This window comes from Microbacterium terrae (assembly GCF_017831975.1).
Classification (GTDB): Bacteria; Actinomycetota; Actinomycetes; order Actinomycetales; family Microbacteriaceae; genus Microbacterium; species Microbacterium terrae.
Genome location: NZ_JAFDSS010000001.1, coordinates 883,923 through 902,079, shown reverse-complemented (window position 1 = coordinate 902,079; position 18,157 = coordinate 883,923). Strand labels below are relative to the sequence as shown.

Sequence of the window (18,157 nt, the reverse complement as noted above, 5' to 3'; positions counted from 1 at the left end):
GTCAGTACCGCGCGGAGAAGCCGCCGTCGGCGTGCAGGAGCTGCCCGGAGACCCAGCGGCCCTCGTCGGAGACGAGGAAGCTCACGTACGCGGCGATGTCACGGGGCGTGCCGAGACGCCCGAGCGGATGCATCGGCACGAGTTCGCGATGGAAGTCCTCGGTGATCCACCCCGTGTCGATCGGACCGGGGTTGAGCACGTTCGCCGAGATGCCGCGCGGACCCAGCTCGCGCGCGGCGGAGATCACGATGCGGTCGAGCGCTCCCTTCGACGCTCCGTAGGGCAGGTTGCCGGTGGTGTGGTCGCTCGTGAGCGCGACGATCGCACCGCCGGATGCCGGCACCTGGCCCGCGAACGCCGCGATCAGCAGCAGGCTCGCCCGGGCGTTCACCGCGACGTGGCGGTCGAAGCTCTCTGCGGTGGTGTCGAGGACGCCGGTCTCGACGTCGTGCGCGTGGCTCAGCACCATCGCGGCGACGGGGCCGTGCGCAGCCGCCACCTCGGCGATCAGCCGGGCCGGGGCATCCGGGTCCGACAGGTCGCACACGACGTCGGCATCCGTCAGATCGCTCGTCACGACGGTCCAGCCGTCGGCGCGCAGCCGCGGCACGATGCCCGCCGCGATGCTGTTCGCGCGGGCTGATCCGGTGACGAGTGCGACGGGCATCCGACGATCGTAGCGGTGCCCGGACGCCGGCGGACGTCGTGACGCGACCGGAGTCGCAAGCATAGGATGTCGGGATGCCCTCCCTCGGCGAGATGATCGCGCCCCGCCGCATGGGCACCGATTTCCGCTGGCTGATGTCGGCCTCGTGGACGAGCAACCTCGGCGACGGGATCGCCCTCGCCGCCGCTCCCCTGCTGATCGCATCGCTCACCTCGTCGCCGATCCTCGTCGCCGCGGGCGCCATGATGCAGTTCCTGCCGTGGCTGCTGTTCGGCCTCCTCGCGGGCGCCGTCGCCGACCACCACGACCGCCGGCGGCTCGTGATGCTCGCCAACGGCGTGCGCGCGGTGATCGTGCTCGCCCTCGTCGGGTTCCTCATCAGCGGCCACGCGACGGTGTGGATGGTGCTCGCCACCGCGTTCCTCTACGGCACCGCGGAGGTGTTCGCCGACTCGGCCGGCAGCACGCTGCTGCCGATGGTGGTGGGGCCCGCCGACCTCGGAATCGGCAACGCCCGGATGCAGGCGGGCTACCTCGTCGCGAACCAGCTCGCCGGCCCCCCGCTCGGCGCGTTCCTCTTCGCGCTCGGCTCGTTCTGGCCGTTCCTCCTGCAGGTGCTGTGCGTCGCGCTGGCCGTGCTGCTCATCTCGCGCATCACGCGGACTCCCGTGCCCGAGCATGCGTCGGCGGACGGCACCGGGTCGAAGACCCACGCGATCCGCGAAGGCCTCCGGTGGCTGCGGGGCAACGCGCCGGTGCGCACGCTGGTGATCATCATCCTGGTCTTCAACGTCACCTGGGCGGCGCCGTGGGGCGTGCTCGTGCTCTACGCGACCGAGCACCTCGGGATGGGGCCCGTCGGCTACGGCGCCTTGACGACCGCGTCGGCGCTCGGCGGATTCATCGCCGTCTTCGGCTTCGGCTGGCTCGAGAAGCACGTGTCGTTCGCCACGCTCATGCGCGTGTGCCTCAGCTGCGAGGTGCTCATGCACCTCGCGTTCGCGCTGACCACATCGGAGTGGGTGGCGTTCGTCATCATGTTCGGGTTCGGCCTGTACGCGTTCGTCTGGGGCACGATCTCGACGACCGTGCGTCAGCGCCTCGTGCCCATGGAGCTGCAGGGGCGCATCGCCTCCGTCAACATGGTCGGCGTCTTCGGCGGCCTCGTGATCGGCCAGTTCATCGGCGGCGTGCTGGCCCAGACCTGGGGCCTGACGGCGCCGTGGTGGTTCGCGTTCGCCGGCTCGGCCATCACCCTGCTGCTCGTCTGGCGGTCGATCTCGCACATCGCCGCGGCGAAGCCGGTGCTCGGCGACGAAGCCGTCGACGACCTCCCGGAGGAGCCGGGCGAGGGCGGCCGTCCCCTCGTCGACTGACGGGGGCGCGGGCTACGCCGCGACGAAGGCGGCGAGGCGCTCGCCCAGCTGGGCGAGCCGAGGCACCCACGGGCCTGCCATCTCGCCGGCGTCGCAGCGACGCATCGCCTCGGCGAAGGTCACCCAGGCGCTGTCGCGCACCTCTTCGGGGTCGAGCGTGAGCTGCGGGGCACCCGGAACGCGCACGGCGTAGAGGTCGAACAGGGCGGTCCGCTCCCGGACGCGGCCGACGAGGGTCAGCTCGTCGGCGTCCACCCGCACACCGGCCTCCTCGGCGAGCTCGCGCGCCGCACCCTCGGCGCTGGTCTCGCCGGTGAGGGCCGAACCGGCCGGGAACTCCCAGCACAGCGGCCAGTCCTTCGCCGCGGCCCGCTCGGTCATCAGCACGAGACCGTCGCCGCGGACGACGCACACCGACGCCACGACGTGGAAGAGTCCGACGGGGAAGCCGGGGTCGCCCCGGCGATGCGTGCGGCCCGTGGGCACGCCCGCGGCATCCGTCACGTCCCACAGCTCGTCGTCGGCCATGTCGTCAGTCCTCGAAGGCGCCGTACACCTCGAGCGTGTTCGCGGCGATCTGCGCACACAGCTCGTCGACGTCGACACCCAGCTCGGCAGCGATGAACCGCACCGTCACCGGGATCAGGTACGGCGCATTCGGCCGGCCGCGGTGCGGCGTGGGAGTGAGGAACGGAGCATCCGTCTCGACCAGGATCCGCTCGCGCGGGATCACCGCCAGCGCGTCGCGCAGGTTCTGCGCGTTCTTGAACGTGACGTTGCCCGCGAACGAGAGCCAGTACCCGCGCTCCCCCGCGATCCGCGCCATCTCGGCGTCGCCCGAGAAGCAGTGGAACACCGTGCGGTCCGGAGCCCCGACGCGCTGGAGGGTCTCGAGCACGGCGTCGTGGGCATCGCGATCGTGGATCTGCATCGCGACGGCGTGCTTCTTGGCCAGCGCGATGTGCGCCTCGAAGCTCTCGTACTGAGCCGGGATGCCGTCTGCCTCGGTGCGGAAGAAGTCCAGGCCCGTCTCGCCGATCGCACGCACGCGCGGCTGCGCCGCAAGCTCGTCGATCACCGCGATCGCCTCGTCGAGGCGCCCGGCGGCGGCGTACGCCGGCGCCTCGTTCGGGTGGATCGCCACCGCGGCGAGCACACGGGGGTGGGATGCCGCCGCCCACGCCGACCAGCGGCTCGAGTCGATGTCGCCACCTGCCTGCACCACCCCGACCACGCCGACCTCGCCGGCACGGGTCAGCTGCTCGCCGAGCGAGAGGCCGACGCCGTCCTCGATCTCGAGGTGGCAGTGGTTGTCGTACACCGGCACCGCGAGCGGCTCGGGCGCCGCCGGGTACGACACGTCGCGCGACCCCTTCTCGCGCGTGCGGACGTACGCGGACGGATCGGTGCCCTCGGCGGGGTACGGCACAGGCGGGTGGGTCATCGTTTCGTCTCCTCGCTTCGCTCGTCGCTCAACGACCGGGGTGATGATGCTTCGCTCGTCGCTCAACGACCGGGGGTGAGCGCGCCGCGCATCCGGTCGTTGAGCGAGCGCAGCGAGACGAAACGCGCCATCACGCCTGCTCGATGCGCGGGAACAGCGGGGCGAGACCGTTCACCGACGAGCCCGGGCGCAGCACACCCCACGCACCGGCCTCGCGCACGTTCTGGTCCTGCAGGCGCCCGATCGTCTCGGCCGCGCCGAGCGCGATCCACAGCTTCTCGGTCGACGCCGGCATGACCGGCGACAGCAGCACGGCCAACGCGCGCAGCCCCTCGGCCGCCGTGTAGAGCACCGTGCCCAGGCGCGCGCGCTGGGCGTCGTCCTTGGCGAGGGCCCACGGCTCGTTCTCGGTGATGTACAGGTTCAGCGCGTCGACGATCGTCCAGATCGAGGAGATCGCTTCGTCGATGCGGAACTTCTCCATCGCCGCGTCGGCCGCCGCCGCGGCATCCGCCACCGTCTTCTGGATCGCGAGATCGCCCTCCAGGTACGACGCCGCGGGTGGCACGATCCCCTCGAAGTAGCGCTCGATCATGGCGATCGTGCGCGATGCGAGGTTGCCGAAGCCGTTGGCGAGCTCGGCCTGGTAGCGGGCAGACAGGTCCTCCCACGAGAACGAGCCGTCCTGGCCGAACGCGATCGCCGACAGGAAGTAGAACCGGTACGCGTCGGAGCCGAACACGTCGGTGATCTCGGTCGGGGCGATGCCGGTGAGCTTCGACTTCGACATCTTCTCGCCGCCGACGAGCAGCCAGCCGTGCGCGAAGACGCCGCGCGGCACCTCGACGCCCGCAGCCATCAGCATGGCCGGCCAGATGACCGCGTGGAAGCGCAGGATGTCCTTGCCGACCACGTGGTAGGCGGGCCAGCGGCGGGCGAAGTCCTCGGGATCGGTGCCGTAGCCGATGGCGGTGGCGTAGTTGAGCAGCGCGTCGACCCAGACGTAGATGACGTGCGACTCGTCCCACGGGAGCGGGATGCCCCAGTCGAACGCCGACCGCGAGATCGACAGGTCCTTCAGCCCGTTCTTCACGAACGACACGACCTCGTTGCGCGCCGACTCGGGGCGGACGAAGTCGGGCACGCTCGAGTACAGCTCGAGCAGCTTGTCCTGGAACTCCGACAGCTTGAAGAAGTAGTTCTTCTCCTGCAGCAGCTCGAGCGGCTTGGAGTGGATCGCGCAGACCTTGAGGCCCTCGAACGCCCCGGTGCCGTCGACGATCTCGGACTCGGGCTTGAACTCCTCGCAGCCCACGCAGTACAGCGCCTCGTACTCGCCCGCGTAGATGTACCCGCGGTCGTAGATGGCCTGCACGAACTGCTGCACGCGCTCCTCGTGGCGGGGCTGCGTGGTGCGGATGAAGTCGTCGTTGGCGACGTCGAGCGAGGTGAGCAGCGGGAACCACGCCTCGGTGACGAGCTTGTCGACCCACTCCTGCGGGGTGACGCCGTTCGCCGACGCGGCGCGCATCATCTTCTGGCCGTGCTCATCGGTGCCGGTGAGCATCCACGTGTCGTCGCCGCCCTGGCGGTGCCAGCGCGCGAGGGTGTCGACCGCCACGGTCGTGTAGCCGTGGCCGATGTGGGGGACGTCGCTCGGATAGTAGATCGGCGTCGTGATGTAGAAGGAGCGGCCAGAAGTCACCCGTGAAGTCTAATTGCGCGGGATGCGCCTTCCGGCGCCGTGACGGAACCGACGGATGCCGGCGCCCCGGGACGCCGTTTCGTCACATTCCGCGGGCGTTCAGGCGCTCGCGCGGACGACGAGCGTCGTCGGCAGCGTGACCGCGGCGGGGCTGCGCCCGGCGATCACCTCGAGCACGAGCGACACCATCTGCTCGCTGAGCTGCTCCCACGGCTGGCGCATCGTGGTGAGCGGCGGCTCGTGCGTCGCCGCGAGACCCGAGTCGTCGAAGCCGGCGATCGCGATGTCTTCGGGCACGCGCAGCCCGGCGCGTCGCGCCGCCGCGATCGCGCCTGCCGCCATGAGGTCGCTGGCGGCGAACACGGCGTCCATGTCACCCCCGCGTTCGAGGAGGCGGCCCATCGCGACGGCGCCGGACTCCTGGGAGTAGTCGCCGACCTCCACGAGGGCGGGATCGAAGGCATCCCCCATCTCGCTCTGGAAGCCCACGAGCCGGTAGCGGCCGCCCGGGGTGTCGGCGGGGCCGGCGATCATGGCGATCCGGCGATGCCCCTGCTCGCGCAGGTATCGCGTCATCGTGCGGGCGGAGCCCTCTTCGTCGACCGAGACCGTCGGCAGCTGCACGTCGTGGCCGAGCGGGATGCCGCAGCTCACCGTCGGCACCCCGGCGCCCAGCAGCTCCTCGAGCAGGGGGTCGGACTCGTGCGACGAGATGAGCAGCACGCCGTCGACGTGGCCGGCGCTGACGAAGTGCGTGACGCTCGCGCGCTCGGCAGGGGTTCCGGCGACGAGCAGCACCAGCGTCATCGAGCGCTGGGCGAGCGCCTCGGCCGCGCCGCGCAGCAGCAGGGCGAACGTCGGATCGGCGAACAGCAGGTGCTGCGGCTCGGTGAGCAGGAACGCCAGCGAGTTCGCGCGGCCGGTCGCGAGGCTGCGCGCTGCGTGGTTCGCGGTGTAGCCGGTGCGCCGGATGGCGTCTTCGACGGCGATGCGCGCGTCGGGCGAGACCCAGTGACCGCCGTTGATCACACGCGACACGGTGCCCCGCGACACGCCTGCCGCGGCGGCGACATCGCGGATCGTGGGCTTTCGCCGGACGCTCGTCGTCTCCTCCACGACCAGCGACTCTACCCCGCGCGGCACGCGTTGGGGAGCTTTCCGGGCGCGAATCTGGGACCGGTCACAGTTGGGTAACGGTTCCGTGCGAACGATGCGCGATCGTCACCTCGGTGAGGTAGAACTGTGACCGGTCCCAGTCGTGCACTGAGATGAAAACCGCAACACTTCCGACCCGATGGAGCGTCATGACGTCCCTCCCCTGGCCCGCGATCGACGGCCTCGCCTACGGCGGCGATTACACGCCCGAGCAGTGGCCGCGCGAGGTCTGGCGCGAAGACGCCGCCCTCATGCGCGAGGCCGGCGTCAACCTGGTCAGCGTCGGCATCTTCTCGTGGGCGCTGCTGGAGACGAGCGAGGGCGTGTTCGACTTCGCGTGGCTCGACGAGCTCCTCGACCTGCTGCACGAGAACGGCGTCAGTGTCGACCTCGGCACCCCGACCGCCTCGCCCCCGGCATGGTTCTTCGCGAACCACCCCGACGCGCGGGTGATCGACCGCAACGGCGTCGTGCAGGGCTTCGGTGCCCGCGGCATGGCGTCGCACTCGTCGCCGGTGTTCCGCGAGGCCATCGTGCGCATCGCCTCGGCCCTCGCGGAGCGGTACGCGCAGCATCCTGCCGTCGTCATGTGGCACGTCCACAACGAGTACGGCGTGCCGGTCGGCGAGGACTACTCGCCGCAGTCGGTCGCCGCCTTCCGTAAGTGGCTGCGCGCACGGTACGGCACGCTCGACGCGCTCAACGCCGCGTGGGGCACCACGTTCTGGGGCCAGCGGTACGGAGAGTGGGACCACATCGGCGCGCCCGCCGCCGCCCCGTCGGTGGTCAACCCGGCGCAGCGCCTCGACTTCGCGCGGTTCACCGACCACCAGCTGCGCGACTGCTTCATCGCCGAGCGCGACGCCATCCGCGCGCACTCGTCGCTCCCGGTCACCACCAACTTCATGGCCAACCAGAGCTGGACCACCGACATGTGGGCCTGGGCGCGCGAGGTCGACATCGTCTCGGACGACCACTACCTGTGGGCGGCCGACCCCGAGGGCGAGATCGGCCTGGCGATCGCCGCCGACCTCACCCGCTCGGTCGGCGGCGGCAAGCCGTGGATCCTGATGGAGCACTCCACCTCGGCGGTCAACTGGCAGCCCCGCAACATCGCGAAGCGCCCCGGCGAGATGGCACGCAACTCCTTCACGCACCTCGGCCGCGGCGCCGACGCGATCATGTTCTTCCAGTGGCGCGCCTCGCGCTCGGGCGCCGAGAAGTTCCACTCCGCGATGGTGCCGCACGCCGGCACCACATCGCGCGTCTGGCGCGAGGTCGTCGAGCTCGGCGGCGCGCTCCAGCGCGTCGCGGGCGTCCGCGGGTCGACCGTGCAGCCCGAGGTGGCGATCCTCTGGGACTTCGAGTCGTTCTGGGCCCAGGACCTCGAATGGCGCCCGTCGGAGGACATCACCCACGCCGACCAGATACGCGCGTTCTACGAGCAGCTCTGGCGCGACGGCGTCGCCGTCGACTTCGCCCTCCCCGGCCACGACCTGTCGAAGTACAAGCTGGTCGTCGCCCCCGCGCAGTACCTGCTGAGCACGAAGGACGCCGCGAACCTCACCCGCTACGTCGAGGCCGGCGGCACGCTGCTCGTGTCGTTCTTCTCGGCCATCGTCGACGAGAACGACGCCGTGCACCCCGGCGGCTTCGTGGCTCCGCTCCGCGACGCACTCGGCCTGACGGTCGAGGAGTTCCTGCCGCTCCGCGACGGAGACGGCGTGACGGTGTCGTGGACGGGCGCCGCGGGCGACGACCCGCACGCGCTCTCCGCCGACGCCTGGGCCGAGGACATCGCCCTGGAGGGCGCAGACGTCGTCGCGACCTACGTCGACGGTCCCGGCGCCGACAAGCCGGCCATCACCCGCAACACCCACGGCGAGGGCACCGGCTGGTACGTCAGCACCCGCCTCGACGCCGCGGGCCTGTCGACCCTGCTCGGCGCCGTCTACGCCGATGCCGGCGTCGAGCTGCCCGGCCACCCCGAGGGCCTCGAGGTGATGGTCCGCCACGGCGAGGACGCCCGGTACGTGATCGCGGTCAACCACCGCGACACCCCGGCACAGCTCGCCGGCTCGGGCGAAGAGATCCTGGGCGGGACCGTCGTCGACGGCTCCGTCACCGTAGAACCCGGCGGCGTCGCGGTGTTGCGCACGCCGATCGCGGACACCCAGGGGGGTGGTCGCTCCACAGGCGGCAATCCCTAGCCTCGCCCCAGGTTCCGGGATACCGTCAGAGCGAGGCGCTCGAACACCCAGCACCACCCATCCCGGGCACTGAGAGTAACCAAACGGTCGTGACGGCGCGATCAACGAGACAGCGCCGGATCGGCCCTTCCTTGGAAGGAAAACCATGCGCAAGCACATCGGCGCCGGGGTCGCACTTCTTGCGACCGCGGCACTACTGGCAGGCTGCAGCTCGGGCACGGGCGGCGAAGCCGAGCCCACCGAGGCCGCACCCATCGACGGCGCCGGGCAGACGCTCACCGTCTGGGTCGACGAGAACCGCATGCCCGCGGTCGAGGCGGCTGCCGCGACGTTCGAGGAGGAGACCGGCGCGACCGTCGAGCTCGTCCAGAAGAACTTCGATGACATCCGCAACGACTTCATCGCCCAGGTGCCCACCGGTGACGGACCCGACATCACCGTCGGCGCGCACGACTGGCTGGGCGCGCTGGTCGCGGCCGGCGTCGTGAACACCATCGACCTCGGCGACACCGCGTCGCAGTTCGAGCAGGTGGCCCTCGACGCGATGACGTACGACGGACAGCTCTACGCCCTCCCGTACTCGCTCGAGACCATCGCCCTGATCCAGAACGTCGACCTCGTCGGCGAAGAGGCTCCGGCGACGTGGGACGACATGATCCAGGCCGGTCTCGACTCGGGCGCCGAGCGTCCGTTCGTGATCAACACGGCCGGTCAGACCGGTGACGGCTACACGATGTACGGATTCCAGACGTCGTTCGGCGCTCCGGTCTTCGTGCAGGACGAGTCGGGCTCGTACACCAGCGAGGTCGGCATGGGCGGCGAGGCCGGCGAGGCGTTCGCGACCTGGCTCGGCGAGAACGGCGAGAAGGGCACCGGCTACATCTCGACGACCGTCGACTACGCGATCAACAACGAGCTGTTCGCGACCGGCAAGGCGCCGTTCACCGTCCAGGGCCCGTGGGCCATCGCCGACCTCACCGCCCAGGGCGTCGAGGTCGCGGTGAACCCGATCCCGTCGGCCGGTGGCGAGGATGCTGCGCCGTTCGTCGGCGTGCAGGGCTTCTACCTGAGCTCGCAGAGCGCCAACACCCTCCTCGCCAACGAGTTCCTCGTGAACTACATCGGCACCGAGGACGCCCAGCGCGCCCTGTACGAGGCGGACCCCCGCATCCCGGCGTGGTCGGACCTCGCCGACGAGGTGGCATCCGACCCGATCATCGCGGGCTTCCTCGCCTCGTCGAAGACCGGAGTGCCCATGCCCTCGATCCCCGAGATGGGTTCGGTGTGGGACTACTGGAACGCCGCTGAGGTTCAGATCATCTCCGGTGCCGACCCCGTGTCGACCTGGAACACGATGATCGACGAGCTCACCGCAGCTCTGGAGGGCTGACGACCCGACCGGGGGCGGACGATCGTCGTCCGCCCCCGGTCACCGTCCACACACGCAGACGCCGTCGAACAGGAGGACAGATGTCGGTGCAGGAAGCAGGATCCGCGGTGGCGCCGCCGGATGACGAGAAGCCGCGGGCGACGGGCGAGTCCCATGCCCGCCGGTGGAACGGAATCGGGTGGGGCTTCATCGTCAAGCTGATCCTCGTCGCGCTGGTCAACGCCCTGGGGATCGCGATCATCATCTCGGCGTTCCGCGTCGAGTCGTGGGTCATCCTCGGCGGCATGGTGATCATCCTCATCGCCGTCGACTGGGTCTACTTCTCCAAGCGCGCGCTTCCGATGAAGTACCTGCTCCCCGGACTCATCTTCCTGTTCACGTTCCAGATCTTCATCTTCGGCTACACCGCCTACATCGCCTTCACCAACTACGGCACCGGTCACGCCGGGTCGCAGGAGCAGGCCGTCGACGCAGCTCTCATCCAGGGCGAGCGTCGTGTCGAAGGCTCGCCGACCTACCCGCTCACGGTCGTCGAACGCGGCCTCGGCGAGCTCGGCTTCGCGATCAACGACGACGGCGTCGTCAAGGTCGGCTCCGAGCTCGAGCCGCTCGAGGTCGTCGGCGAGATGACCGCCGGCGCCCCCACCGACGTCCCCGGGTGGACGATCGTCGACCGCAGCCGGCTGCTCAGCGATCAGGAGCTGCAGCAGACCGTCATCGACCTGCGCGTCGCCGTGTCGGAGGACCCGAACGACGGGTCGATCCGCACCCGCGACGGCTCGAGCGGTGCCGTCTATCAGTCCACGCTGGTCTGGGACGAGGCGGCGCAGACCATCACCGACACCTCGACCGGCACGGTCTACCACGCGACCGACACCGGCAGCTTCACCGCCGACGACGGCTCGAGCCTGCCGACGGGCTGGTTCGTCAGCGTCGGGTTCGACAACTTCGTCAAGATCTTCACCGACCCCCGCCTCGCCGAGCCCCTGCTCATCGTGGCGGCGTGGACCTTCGCGTTCGCGATCCTGTCGGTGCTCGTGCCGTTCGGGCTCGGCCTTCTCTTCGCACTCGTGTTCAACGACCCGCGCGTGCGCGGCCGCAAGGTGCTACGGACGCTCTTCATCCTCCCGTACGCGTTCCCGGTGTTCCTCTCGGCGCTCGTGTTCCGCGGCATGTTCAACGCCGAGTTCGGCGTCGTGAACGAGCTGTTCTTCTTCGGGGCGAACATCAACTGGCTCGGCGACCCCTGGCTCGCCCGGTTCGCGGTGCTGTTCGTGAACGTGTGGCTGAGCTTCCCCTACTGGTTCCTGGTCTGCACGGGTGCCCTCCAGGCGATCCCGAGCGACGCGCTCGAGGCGGCCGAGATCGACGGCGCCGGCAGGTTCCGACGCTTCCGATCGATCATCCTGCCGCTGCTGCTGGTGTCGACCGCGCCGCTCGCGATCTCGTCGTTCGCCGTCGGCTTCAACAACTTCACCGTCATCTACCTGTTCAACAACGGCGGACCGTCGATCCCCGGCGCCCCGTACGCGCTCGGGTACACCGACATCCTCATCTCGGCGATCTACGACATCTCGGGCGTCTCGGGCGGTGCTGCCGACTTCGGCCTCGCCAGCGCGCTCGCGATCGTCGTGTTCATCGTCGTCGGCGTCATCGCCGCTATCTCGTTCCGTCAGACCCGACGCCTGGAGGAGTTCCAGTGATGTCCACGCAGACCGTGACCACGCAGACCGGGGCCGGTTCGACCGGGTCGCCGGATCGCTCCCGCACCCGCACCCGCCGCCGCCGGTGGTTCGCCGAGGTGGGCTGGAAGTACCTGTTCGCCGCAGTGATCGTGTTCTACGCGGCGTTCCCGATCGTGTACACGCTGTCGGCCGCCCTCAACCCCTTCGGCACGCTGTCGGCGGCATCCGGGCTCTTCTCGAGCGTGAGCTTCGACAACTTCGCCGCCCTCGGCGGGACGAAGTACTGGACGTGGATGGGCAACTCGCTCATCATCTCGATCGCGACCTCGGTCGGATCGGTGCTGATGGGCGCGGCCGCCGCGTACGCGTTCTCGCGCTTCCGCTTCTCCGGTCGGCGCGCGAGCCTGTCGGGCCTCCTCATCATCCAGATGTTCCCGCAGGCGCTCGCGTTCATCGCGATCTTCCTGATGCTGCTCGCGCTCGGCGAGGTGGTGCCGGCGCTCGGCTTCAACTCGAAGATCGCGGTGATCTGCATCTACTTCGGCGGCGTGCTGGGTGCGAACACGTTCCTGCTCTACGGGTTCTTCAACACCGTGCCGATCGAGATCGATGAGTCCGCGAAGATCGACGGCGCCAGCCACGCCCAGATCTTCTGGCGCCTGATCTTCCCGCTCGTGACCCCCATCCTCGCGGTGGTCGCGCTGCTGTCGTTCATCGGCACCTACTCGGAGTTCATCATCTCGAGGATCGTGCTCACCGGTGAGGACCAGTGGACGCTGGCCGTCGGGATGTACGGCTGGGTGTCGGATCAGCTGAGCGCCAACTGGGGTCTGTTCACGGCGGGCGCCGTCATCGGCGCGATCCCGATCCTCGTGCTGACGCTGCTGCTGCAGCGCTACATCGTGGGCGGTCTCACCGCCGGCGCCGTCAAGGGCTGAGCCGGCGTCGCGCGCGGCTGCGATCAGGCCGCGCGCGGCGGAGGTTCAGCTGCGCGCAGCCGCGGTTCAGCTGCGCGCGGCGAGTGCCGCCTGGTACAGCTCGCGGCTGGAGTGCCCGGTGTTCGCGGCGACCTCGCCGGCGGCATCCTTGAGGCGCGTGCCGGCGGCGACGAGTGCGGTCACCTGTGCGACGGCGTCGGGGAAGTCGACCTCGCGCGGCGCGGCGCCGGCGACGACGACCACGAGTTCGCCGCGAACGCCGTCCGCCGCCCACGCCGCGAGTTCGGCGAGGGTGCCGCGGGCGACCTCCTCGTGCAGCTTGGTGAGTTCGCGGCACACGGCGGCGCGGCGGTCGTCGCCGAACTGCGCAGCCATGTCGGCGAGCGTCGCCGCCACGCGCGTCGGCGCGTCGAAGAACACCATGGTGCGGGGCTCCGAGGCGAGTGCGCGGAAGACCGAGGACCGCTCTCCCTGCTTGCGCGGCACGAAGCCCTCGAAGGTGAATCGGTCGGTCGCGAGCCCCGACACGGCGAGTGCCGTCACCACCGCCGACGGGCCCGGGATCGCTGTCACGAGCACGTCGGCGGCCGCCGCTGCGGCGACCACGCCGTAGCCGGGGTCGCTGACGGTCGGCATCCCGGCGTCGCTGAGCAGCACCACGTCGCCGGTGCGGGCGAGCTCGACGAGCTCGGGAGCGCGGTCCTTCTCGTTGTGGTCGTGGAGCGCGATCAGCCGCGGGCGATTGGCGATGCCGAGGGCGGCGAAGAGCCGCTGCGCGGTGCGCGTGTCTTCGGCGGCGACGACGGGCGCCTGCTCCAGCACCTCGATGAGCCGCCGCGAGGCATCCCCCAGGTTTCCGATCGGCGTGGCCGCGAGGATGATCACCGCCCCAGACTACGCGTCGACCCCGCCTAGACTGGGCCGGGTGACGACCGACCCCCCTGCCGTCGCCGCGCCCGCAGAGCCGCTGCTCCCGCCGTTCGCGGTGAAGCCGAGCCTGTACGACCGGTTCCAGGCTCGGCTGAGAGTCGACCCGCGACGCGCCCGGCTGTACGACTGGCTGGCTCCGACGCTCGTGACGCTGCTCGCCGCACTCCTGCGGCTGCCGGCGCTCGCCCGCCCGCACGACCTGATGCTGCAGTTCGACGAGACGTACTACGTCAAGGACGCGTGGACGATGCTGAACCTCGGCTACGAGGCGGCATGGCCCGAGGGCGGCAGCGAGAGCTTCCTGAGCGGCGATCCGTACGTCTTCACCACCGACCCGGCGTTCGTCGTGCATCCGCCGCTCGGCAAGTGGATCATCGCGCTGGGGATGATGGTGTTCGGCCCGGGCGACGGCTGGGGCTGGCGCATCACCACGGCGCTCCTCGGCATCGGTTCGGTGCTCCTCCTCATGCTCATCGCGAGGCGGCTCACCGGATCGACCAACGTCGCCGTGGTCGCCGGCTTCCTCATGGCGATCGACGGCCTGGCGATCACCATGAGCCGGGTCGCGCTGCTCGACGGGCCGCTCACCTTCTTCGTGCTCCTCGGCTTCCTCTTCGTGCTCCTCGACCGCGAGCGCACGATGACGCGCATCGCCGCGACGGTGGCCGCCCGCGCCGACGGCGATCCGCTGCCGTCGTGGGGTCCGGTGCTTTGGAACCGGCCGTGGATCATCGCCGCCGGCGCCGCCCTCGGCGCGGCATCCGCCGTCAAGTGGTCGGGCGCGTGGGTGCTCGCGGGGCTCGGCGTGTATCTGGTGGTGACGGATGCTCTCGCCCGGCGGCGCGCGGGCATCCAGCTGTGGCCGGCGGATGCGCTGCGTCAGGGCGTGGCGAGCTTCGTGCTGCTGGTGCCGGTCGCCTTCGCGGTGTACCTGGTGTCGTGGACGGGCTGGCTCGCCACTGACGGCGGCTACGACCGGCACGTCGCGGACGCGAATCCCGCCTCCGGCTTCTGGTCGTGGGTGCCGCTGCCGCTGCAGAGTCTGTGGCAGTACCACCTGACCATGTACAACTCGGCGGCGAACATCACGTCGCCCCACACCTACGGCAGTCCCGCGTGGCAGTGGCCACTGCTGCTGCGACCGACCACGATGTACTTCCACTCCGACGCCTTCGGCGCGGACGGATGCACGTCGGTCGGCGGCTGCTCGTCGGCGATCACCAGCATCCCGAACCCGCTCGTCTGGTACGCCGGGATGGTCGCGGTCGTGTACATCGCCTACCGCTTCGTCGTGGCGCGCGACTGGCGCCACGCGTTCGTGCTCACCGGCATCGCGGTCGCGTACGTGCCGTGGCTGTTCTACCCCGAGCGCACGACGTTCCAGTTCTACACGGTGCTGATGCTGCCGTTCGTGCTGCTCGCCCTCACGTTCTCGCTGCGCGAGATCGCCGTGCCCGATCCGCCGGACGCCTATCGTCGGCTGGTCGGCCAACGCCTGGTGATCGTGTTCCTCGCGGTGGCGACCCTCGTCGCCGCCTTCTGGTACCCGCTCGCGACGGCGATGAGCGTGCCGTATGAGTTCTGGCACAGCCACATGTGGCTCTCGTCCTGGGGGGCGTGACGCGCGGCGGACCGTCGCCGCGTCGAGAGGTCGCGCGCCGGTGCGGGTTCAGTTCGCGAGACCGTCGGGCTCGGTCACGGGCAGCCGGCACGTGAACGCGGTGCAGTCGTAGGCGACGGCGGCTTCGCCGCGCAGGGTCTTCTCCTCGAACAGCGCGAACCCGGCCGCCACCCAGTCGGCAGCCTGCGCGGGGGTCACGACCGCCACGATGTCGGCGTCGAGCGCGCGAGCGCGGACGGAGAGCGGGTCGCCCGCATCGGCGGCGACGACGACCACCTGACGCGGCGGCAGGGCAAGGGATGCCGCCTGCCGCAGCAGCGCGCCGTGCGCGAGCGGCTGCGCGACGGCGACCGCGCCGTGGCGCGCGACGAGCTGCTCGGCTGTCGCGCGGTAGGTCTCACCGGCGCCGAGGAGCCAGAGCCCGATGGCGGCCTCCGCCAGCGCCGACGGTCCGGACGGCTCGTCTCCGTCGCCCGAGGAGTCGGGCGCGAGCATCCCCTGCGCGGCGAGCACGCGGTCGGGACCGCCGGGCGCGCTCGGGGTCGCTGCGGGCGTGGCTGCGGTCGGCTCGGCCGGGAGGCAGGCATCGACGAGGCCGCGCGCGGCGCGCGCGTGCGCGGGGTCTCCGGTCGCCACGGCGAGCGCGACGAGGCCGGCTGCGAACGCCCCGTAGTCGGCCAGGGTCGCGGGCGCCCGTGAGGGGATCTCGTCGAGCGACGCGCGCGACAGCGTTCCGTCCGGCAGGACGTTCGCCCCGAGCACCGCGGCGGCGGCGCGCTCGGCCGCGACGACCCAGTCCGGCTCATCGAAGCGGGCACCCGCGCGCGCGAGCGCGGCGATGGCCAGCCCGTTCCATCCGGTGACGACCTTGCCGTCGACGGCGGGCGGCGCGAGTTCGGACCGTTCCCCCGCAGAGCGGCGGTAGTACCCGCCTTCGCTGCGCGCGCCGTCGATCCACGACTCCGAGTCCTGCGCGGCGCCGAAGCCGCCGGCATCCTGCACGAGCACATGCAGGAGGAACCCGGCGATGCCCTGCGCGGTCGCACGGTCACCGGCATCCGTCGCCACGTCGAGCAGCTGCCCGTTGTCGGTGAGCATGCGCTCGTAGTGGGGCACCGTCCAGTCCCGACGGGTGGCGTAGCGGAAGAACCCGCCCTCCTCCCTGTCGGCGAGATCGGAGCCGGCCATGGCGGCGAGCGCGCGGACCGCGACGTCGGCGGCATCCGGTGCAGCGGTGCGCACGAGGCGCGTCTGCAGGAACCGCAGTGCGGTCGCGACGGGGAACTTGGGCTGTTCGAGCGCTCCGCCCGCTGCGCCGAACCCGCCGAACTCCGTGTCTTCACGGGCGGCGAGCGCCGTCGCGGCAGCGGCGAGGTCGTCGACGGACGGCAACACGTGCTCCTCGGCACCGGCGACGCCCCGCACCTCGGCGAGGGCATCCACGATCGCGCCGCCCGTGCCCTCGATCTGGTCGCGGCGTTCGGTCCAGGCCTCGTCGACGGCGGCGAGCACCTGCCGGAACGCAGGCAGTCCGCCGCGCGGTTCGGGTGGGAAGTAGGTTCCCGCGAAGAAAGGCCGCCCCGCAGGTGTGACGAAGACGGTCAGCGGCCAGCCGAGGTTCTGCGTGAATGCGGCGGCGGTCGCCATGTAAGCCGCGTCGACCTCGGGATGCTCCTCACGGTCGACCTTGACGGCGACGAACCCCGCGTCGAGGTCGGCAGCGACCGCGGCATCCTCGAAGCTCTCCCGCGCCATCACGTGGCACCAGTGGCATGTCGAGTAGCCGATCGAGACCATCACGGGCACGTCGCGGCGACGGGCTTCCGCGAAGGCCGCCTCGCCCCACGGCCACCATGCGACCGGGTTGTCGGCGTGGGCGCGCAGGTAGGGGCTGGTCGCTTCGGAGAGCCGGGATGCCACGAGGCCAGGCTAGTCCCGCGCCCGTGGCATCCCGGTGTTCGGCGGGGTCAGTCGACCTCGTCGGGGTGTGCGCTCACGCGACCCGAACCGTCGCCCGGATCCATCGCGTCGATCGCGGCGATCTCGGTGTCGGTGAGGTCGAAGTCGAACACATCGAGGTTCTCTTCGAGGCGCTCGCGGCGGACCGACTTCGGGAAGACCACGAAACCCTTCTGCAGGTGCCAACGGAGCACGGCCTGCGCCGGGGTCTTGCCGTGGGCGGCGGCAGCCGCAGCGACGGGCTCAGCGCCGAAGAGGTCGTACTTGCCCTGACCGAGCGGCCCCCACGATTCGATCTTCACGTCGTGGGCGGCGGCCCAGTCGGTGATCTCGCGCTGCTGGTAGGCGGGGTGCAGCTCGATCTGGTTCACCGCGGGCACGACGCCGGTGGCGGCGACGATGCGCTCGAGGTGCGGCACGAGGTGGTTCGAGACGCCGATGCTGCGGGTGTGGCCGGCTGCGCGCAGCTCGATCATCTTCTCCCACGCGTGCACGTAGTTGTCGGCGGCGGGCGTCGGCCAGTGCACGAGGTACAGGTCGACCTGATCGAGTCCGAGTTTCGCGAGGCTCTCGGCGATAGCGGCAGCGGGCTCATCGCCGTCGTGGCGATCGTTCCAGAGCTTCGTCGTGATGAACAGGTCGTCGCGCGCGATGCCGCTCGCCGCGATCGCGGCGCCGACGCCTTCTTCGTTTCCGTAGATCGCCGCGGTGTCGATGTGCCGGTAGCCGACTTCGAGCGCTTCCTCGACGGCGCGCTGGGTGTCCGCCGGCGGCACCTTGAAGACGCCGTAGCCGAACTGGGGGATGGAGTTGCCGTCGTTGAGCACGATGCTGGGAACTGTCATGTCTTCCAGCGTAGGCGCGGTCCGCGCCCTCCAGGCGTGCGGGTCGAGCACGATGGTGTCGGGATCGTTCGGGCTGCCTTCCATGGGGTATAGGCCCCAGTCGGGGTCGCGCGAGAAGGTGAAGGTCACCTGTCGCCCGCGCCTGCCTCGAGCCGGTGGACGCCCCGGACCGCGGAACGGCACCGCCTGAGGCCGTGCCCAGGCGGCGAGGGGATCGTATTCGACGCCGTTG

General features: G+C 70.7%; 14 protein-coding genes. 6 read left to right on the top strand and 8 right to left on the bottom strand.

Annotated elements, in window-relative coordinates; translation table 11 throughout:
• Window position 1: 1 nt before the first annotated feature.
• Complete coding sequence (locus tag JOD63_RS04115) at window positions 2–667, bottom strand: SDR family oxidoreductase (RefSeq protein WP_045276003.1); 666 nt, start codon at window positions 665–667, stop codon at window positions 2–4.
• 74 nt (window positions 668–741) lie between these two features.
• On the opposite strand from JOD63_RS04115, the gene JOD63_RS04110 reads away from it, so the two are divergent.
• A complete protein-coding gene (locus JOD63_RS04110) occupies window positions 742–2,043 on the top strand; it encodes an MFS transporter (protein ID WP_045276004.1) in 1,302 nt (433 codons plus the stop codon).
• A 12-nt stretch (window positions 2,044–2,055) separates the two neighbouring features.
• Here the strand turns inward: JOD63_RS04110 and JOD63_RS04105 are convergent, their stop codons facing one another.
• From JOD63_RS04105 to JOD63_RS04090, 4 genes are all read right to left on the bottom strand, one after another.
• Window positions 2,056–2,571 carry an NUDIX hydrolase gene (locus JOD63_RS04105; protein WP_045276005.1) on the bottom strand — a complete coding sequence of 172 codons (516 nt, stop codon included), beginning with the start codon at window positions 2,569–2,571 and terminating at the stop codon, window positions 2,056–2,058.
• Window positions 2,572–2,575: 4 nt separating this feature from the next.
• Window positions 2,576–3,487: a TatD family hydrolase gene (locus JOD63_RS04100; protein ID WP_045276006.1), complete on the bottom strand. Its 912-nt coding sequence runs from the start codon at window positions 3,485–3,487 to the stop codon at window positions 2,576–2,578.
• Window positions 3,488–3,617: 130 nt separating this feature from the next.
• Window positions 3,618–5,192 (bottom strand): methionine--tRNA ligase, encoded by a 1,575-nt coding sequence (metG, locus tag JOD63_RS04095; protein WP_045276007.1) that lies wholly within the window; start codon window positions 5,190–5,192, stop codon window positions 3,618–3,620.
• 99 nt (window positions 5,193–5,291) lie between these two features.
• The gene (locus JOD63_RS04090; RefSeq protein ID WP_045276008.1) at window positions 5,292–6,308 is read right to left on the bottom strand and encodes a LacI family DNA-binding transcriptional regulator; all 1,017 of its coding nucleotides are present in this window, start codon (window positions 6,306–6,308) and stop codon (window positions 5,292–5,294) included.
• Between the two features lie 188 nt (window positions 6,309–6,496).
• Between JOD63_RS04090 and JOD63_RS04085 the strand changes: the two genes are divergently transcribed.
• The 4 genes from JOD63_RS04085 to JOD63_RS04070 all read left to right on the top strand — a co-directional run bounded on the left by JOD63_RS04085 (window position 6,497) and on the right by JOD63_RS04070 (window position 12,570).
• Window positions 6,497–8,557: a beta-galactosidase gene (locus JOD63_RS04085; protein WP_045276009.1), complete on the top strand. Its 2,061-nt coding sequence runs from the start codon at window positions 6,497–6,499 to the stop codon at window positions 8,555–8,557.
• Between the two features lie 145 nt (window positions 8,558–8,702).
• The gene (locus tag JOD63_RS04080) at window positions 8,703–9,947 is read left to right on the top strand and encodes a sugar ABC transporter substrate-binding protein (protein WP_045276010.1); all 1,245 of its coding nucleotides are present in this window, start codon (window positions 8,703–8,705) and stop codon (window positions 9,945–9,947) included.
• An 80-nt stretch (window positions 9,948–10,027) separates the two neighbouring features.
• Window positions 10,028–11,650, top strand: a complete 1,623-nt coding sequence (locus tag JOD63_RS04075; protein WP_045276011.1) for an ABC transporter permease subunit — start codon at window positions 10,028–10,030, stop codon at window positions 11,648–11,650.
• A complete protein-coding gene (locus JOD63_RS04070) occupies window positions 11,650–12,570 on the top strand; it encodes a sugar ABC transporter permease (protein WP_045276012.1) in 921 nt (306 codons plus the stop codon). The genes JOD63_RS04075 and JOD63_RS04070 overlap by 1 nt, the downstream gene beginning before the upstream one ends.
• A gap of 66 nt (window positions 12,571–12,636) precedes the next feature.
• On the opposite strand, the gene rsmI is transcribed toward JOD63_RS04070, so the two are convergent.
• Window positions 12,637–13,455 carry a 16S rRNA (cytidine(1402)-2'-O)-methyltransferase gene (rsmI, locus tag JOD63_RS04065; protein WP_045276013.1) on the bottom strand — a complete coding sequence of 273 codons (819 nt, stop codon included), beginning with the start codon at window positions 13,453–13,455 and terminating at the stop codon, window positions 12,637–12,639.
• Window positions 13,456–13,495: 40 nt separating this feature from the next.
• Here rsmI and JOD63_RS04060 point away from each other — a divergent pair, with 40 nt between their 5' ends.
• Window positions 13,496–15,121, top strand: coding sequence for a dolichyl-phosphate-mannose--protein mannosyltransferase (locus tag JOD63_RS04060; RefSeq protein ID WP_052682525.1), 1,626 nt, complete (start codon window positions 13,496–13,498; stop codon window positions 15,119–15,121).
• Between the two features lie 48 nt (window positions 15,122–15,169).
• Here the strand turns inward: JOD63_RS04060 and JOD63_RS04055 are convergent, their stop codons facing one another.
• A complete protein-coding gene (locus tag JOD63_RS04055; protein WP_045276014.1) occupies window positions 15,170–17,041 on the bottom strand; it encodes a thioredoxin domain-containing protein in 1,872 nt (623 codons plus the stop codon).
• Window positions 17,042–17,088: 47 nt separating this feature from the next.
• Complete coding sequence (locus tag JOD63_RS17690) at window positions 17,089–17,925, bottom strand: aldo/keto reductase (RefSeq protein WP_045276066.1); 837 nt, start codon at window positions 17,923–17,925, stop codon at window positions 17,089–17,091.
• Window positions 17,926–18,157: the final 232 nt, after the last annotated feature.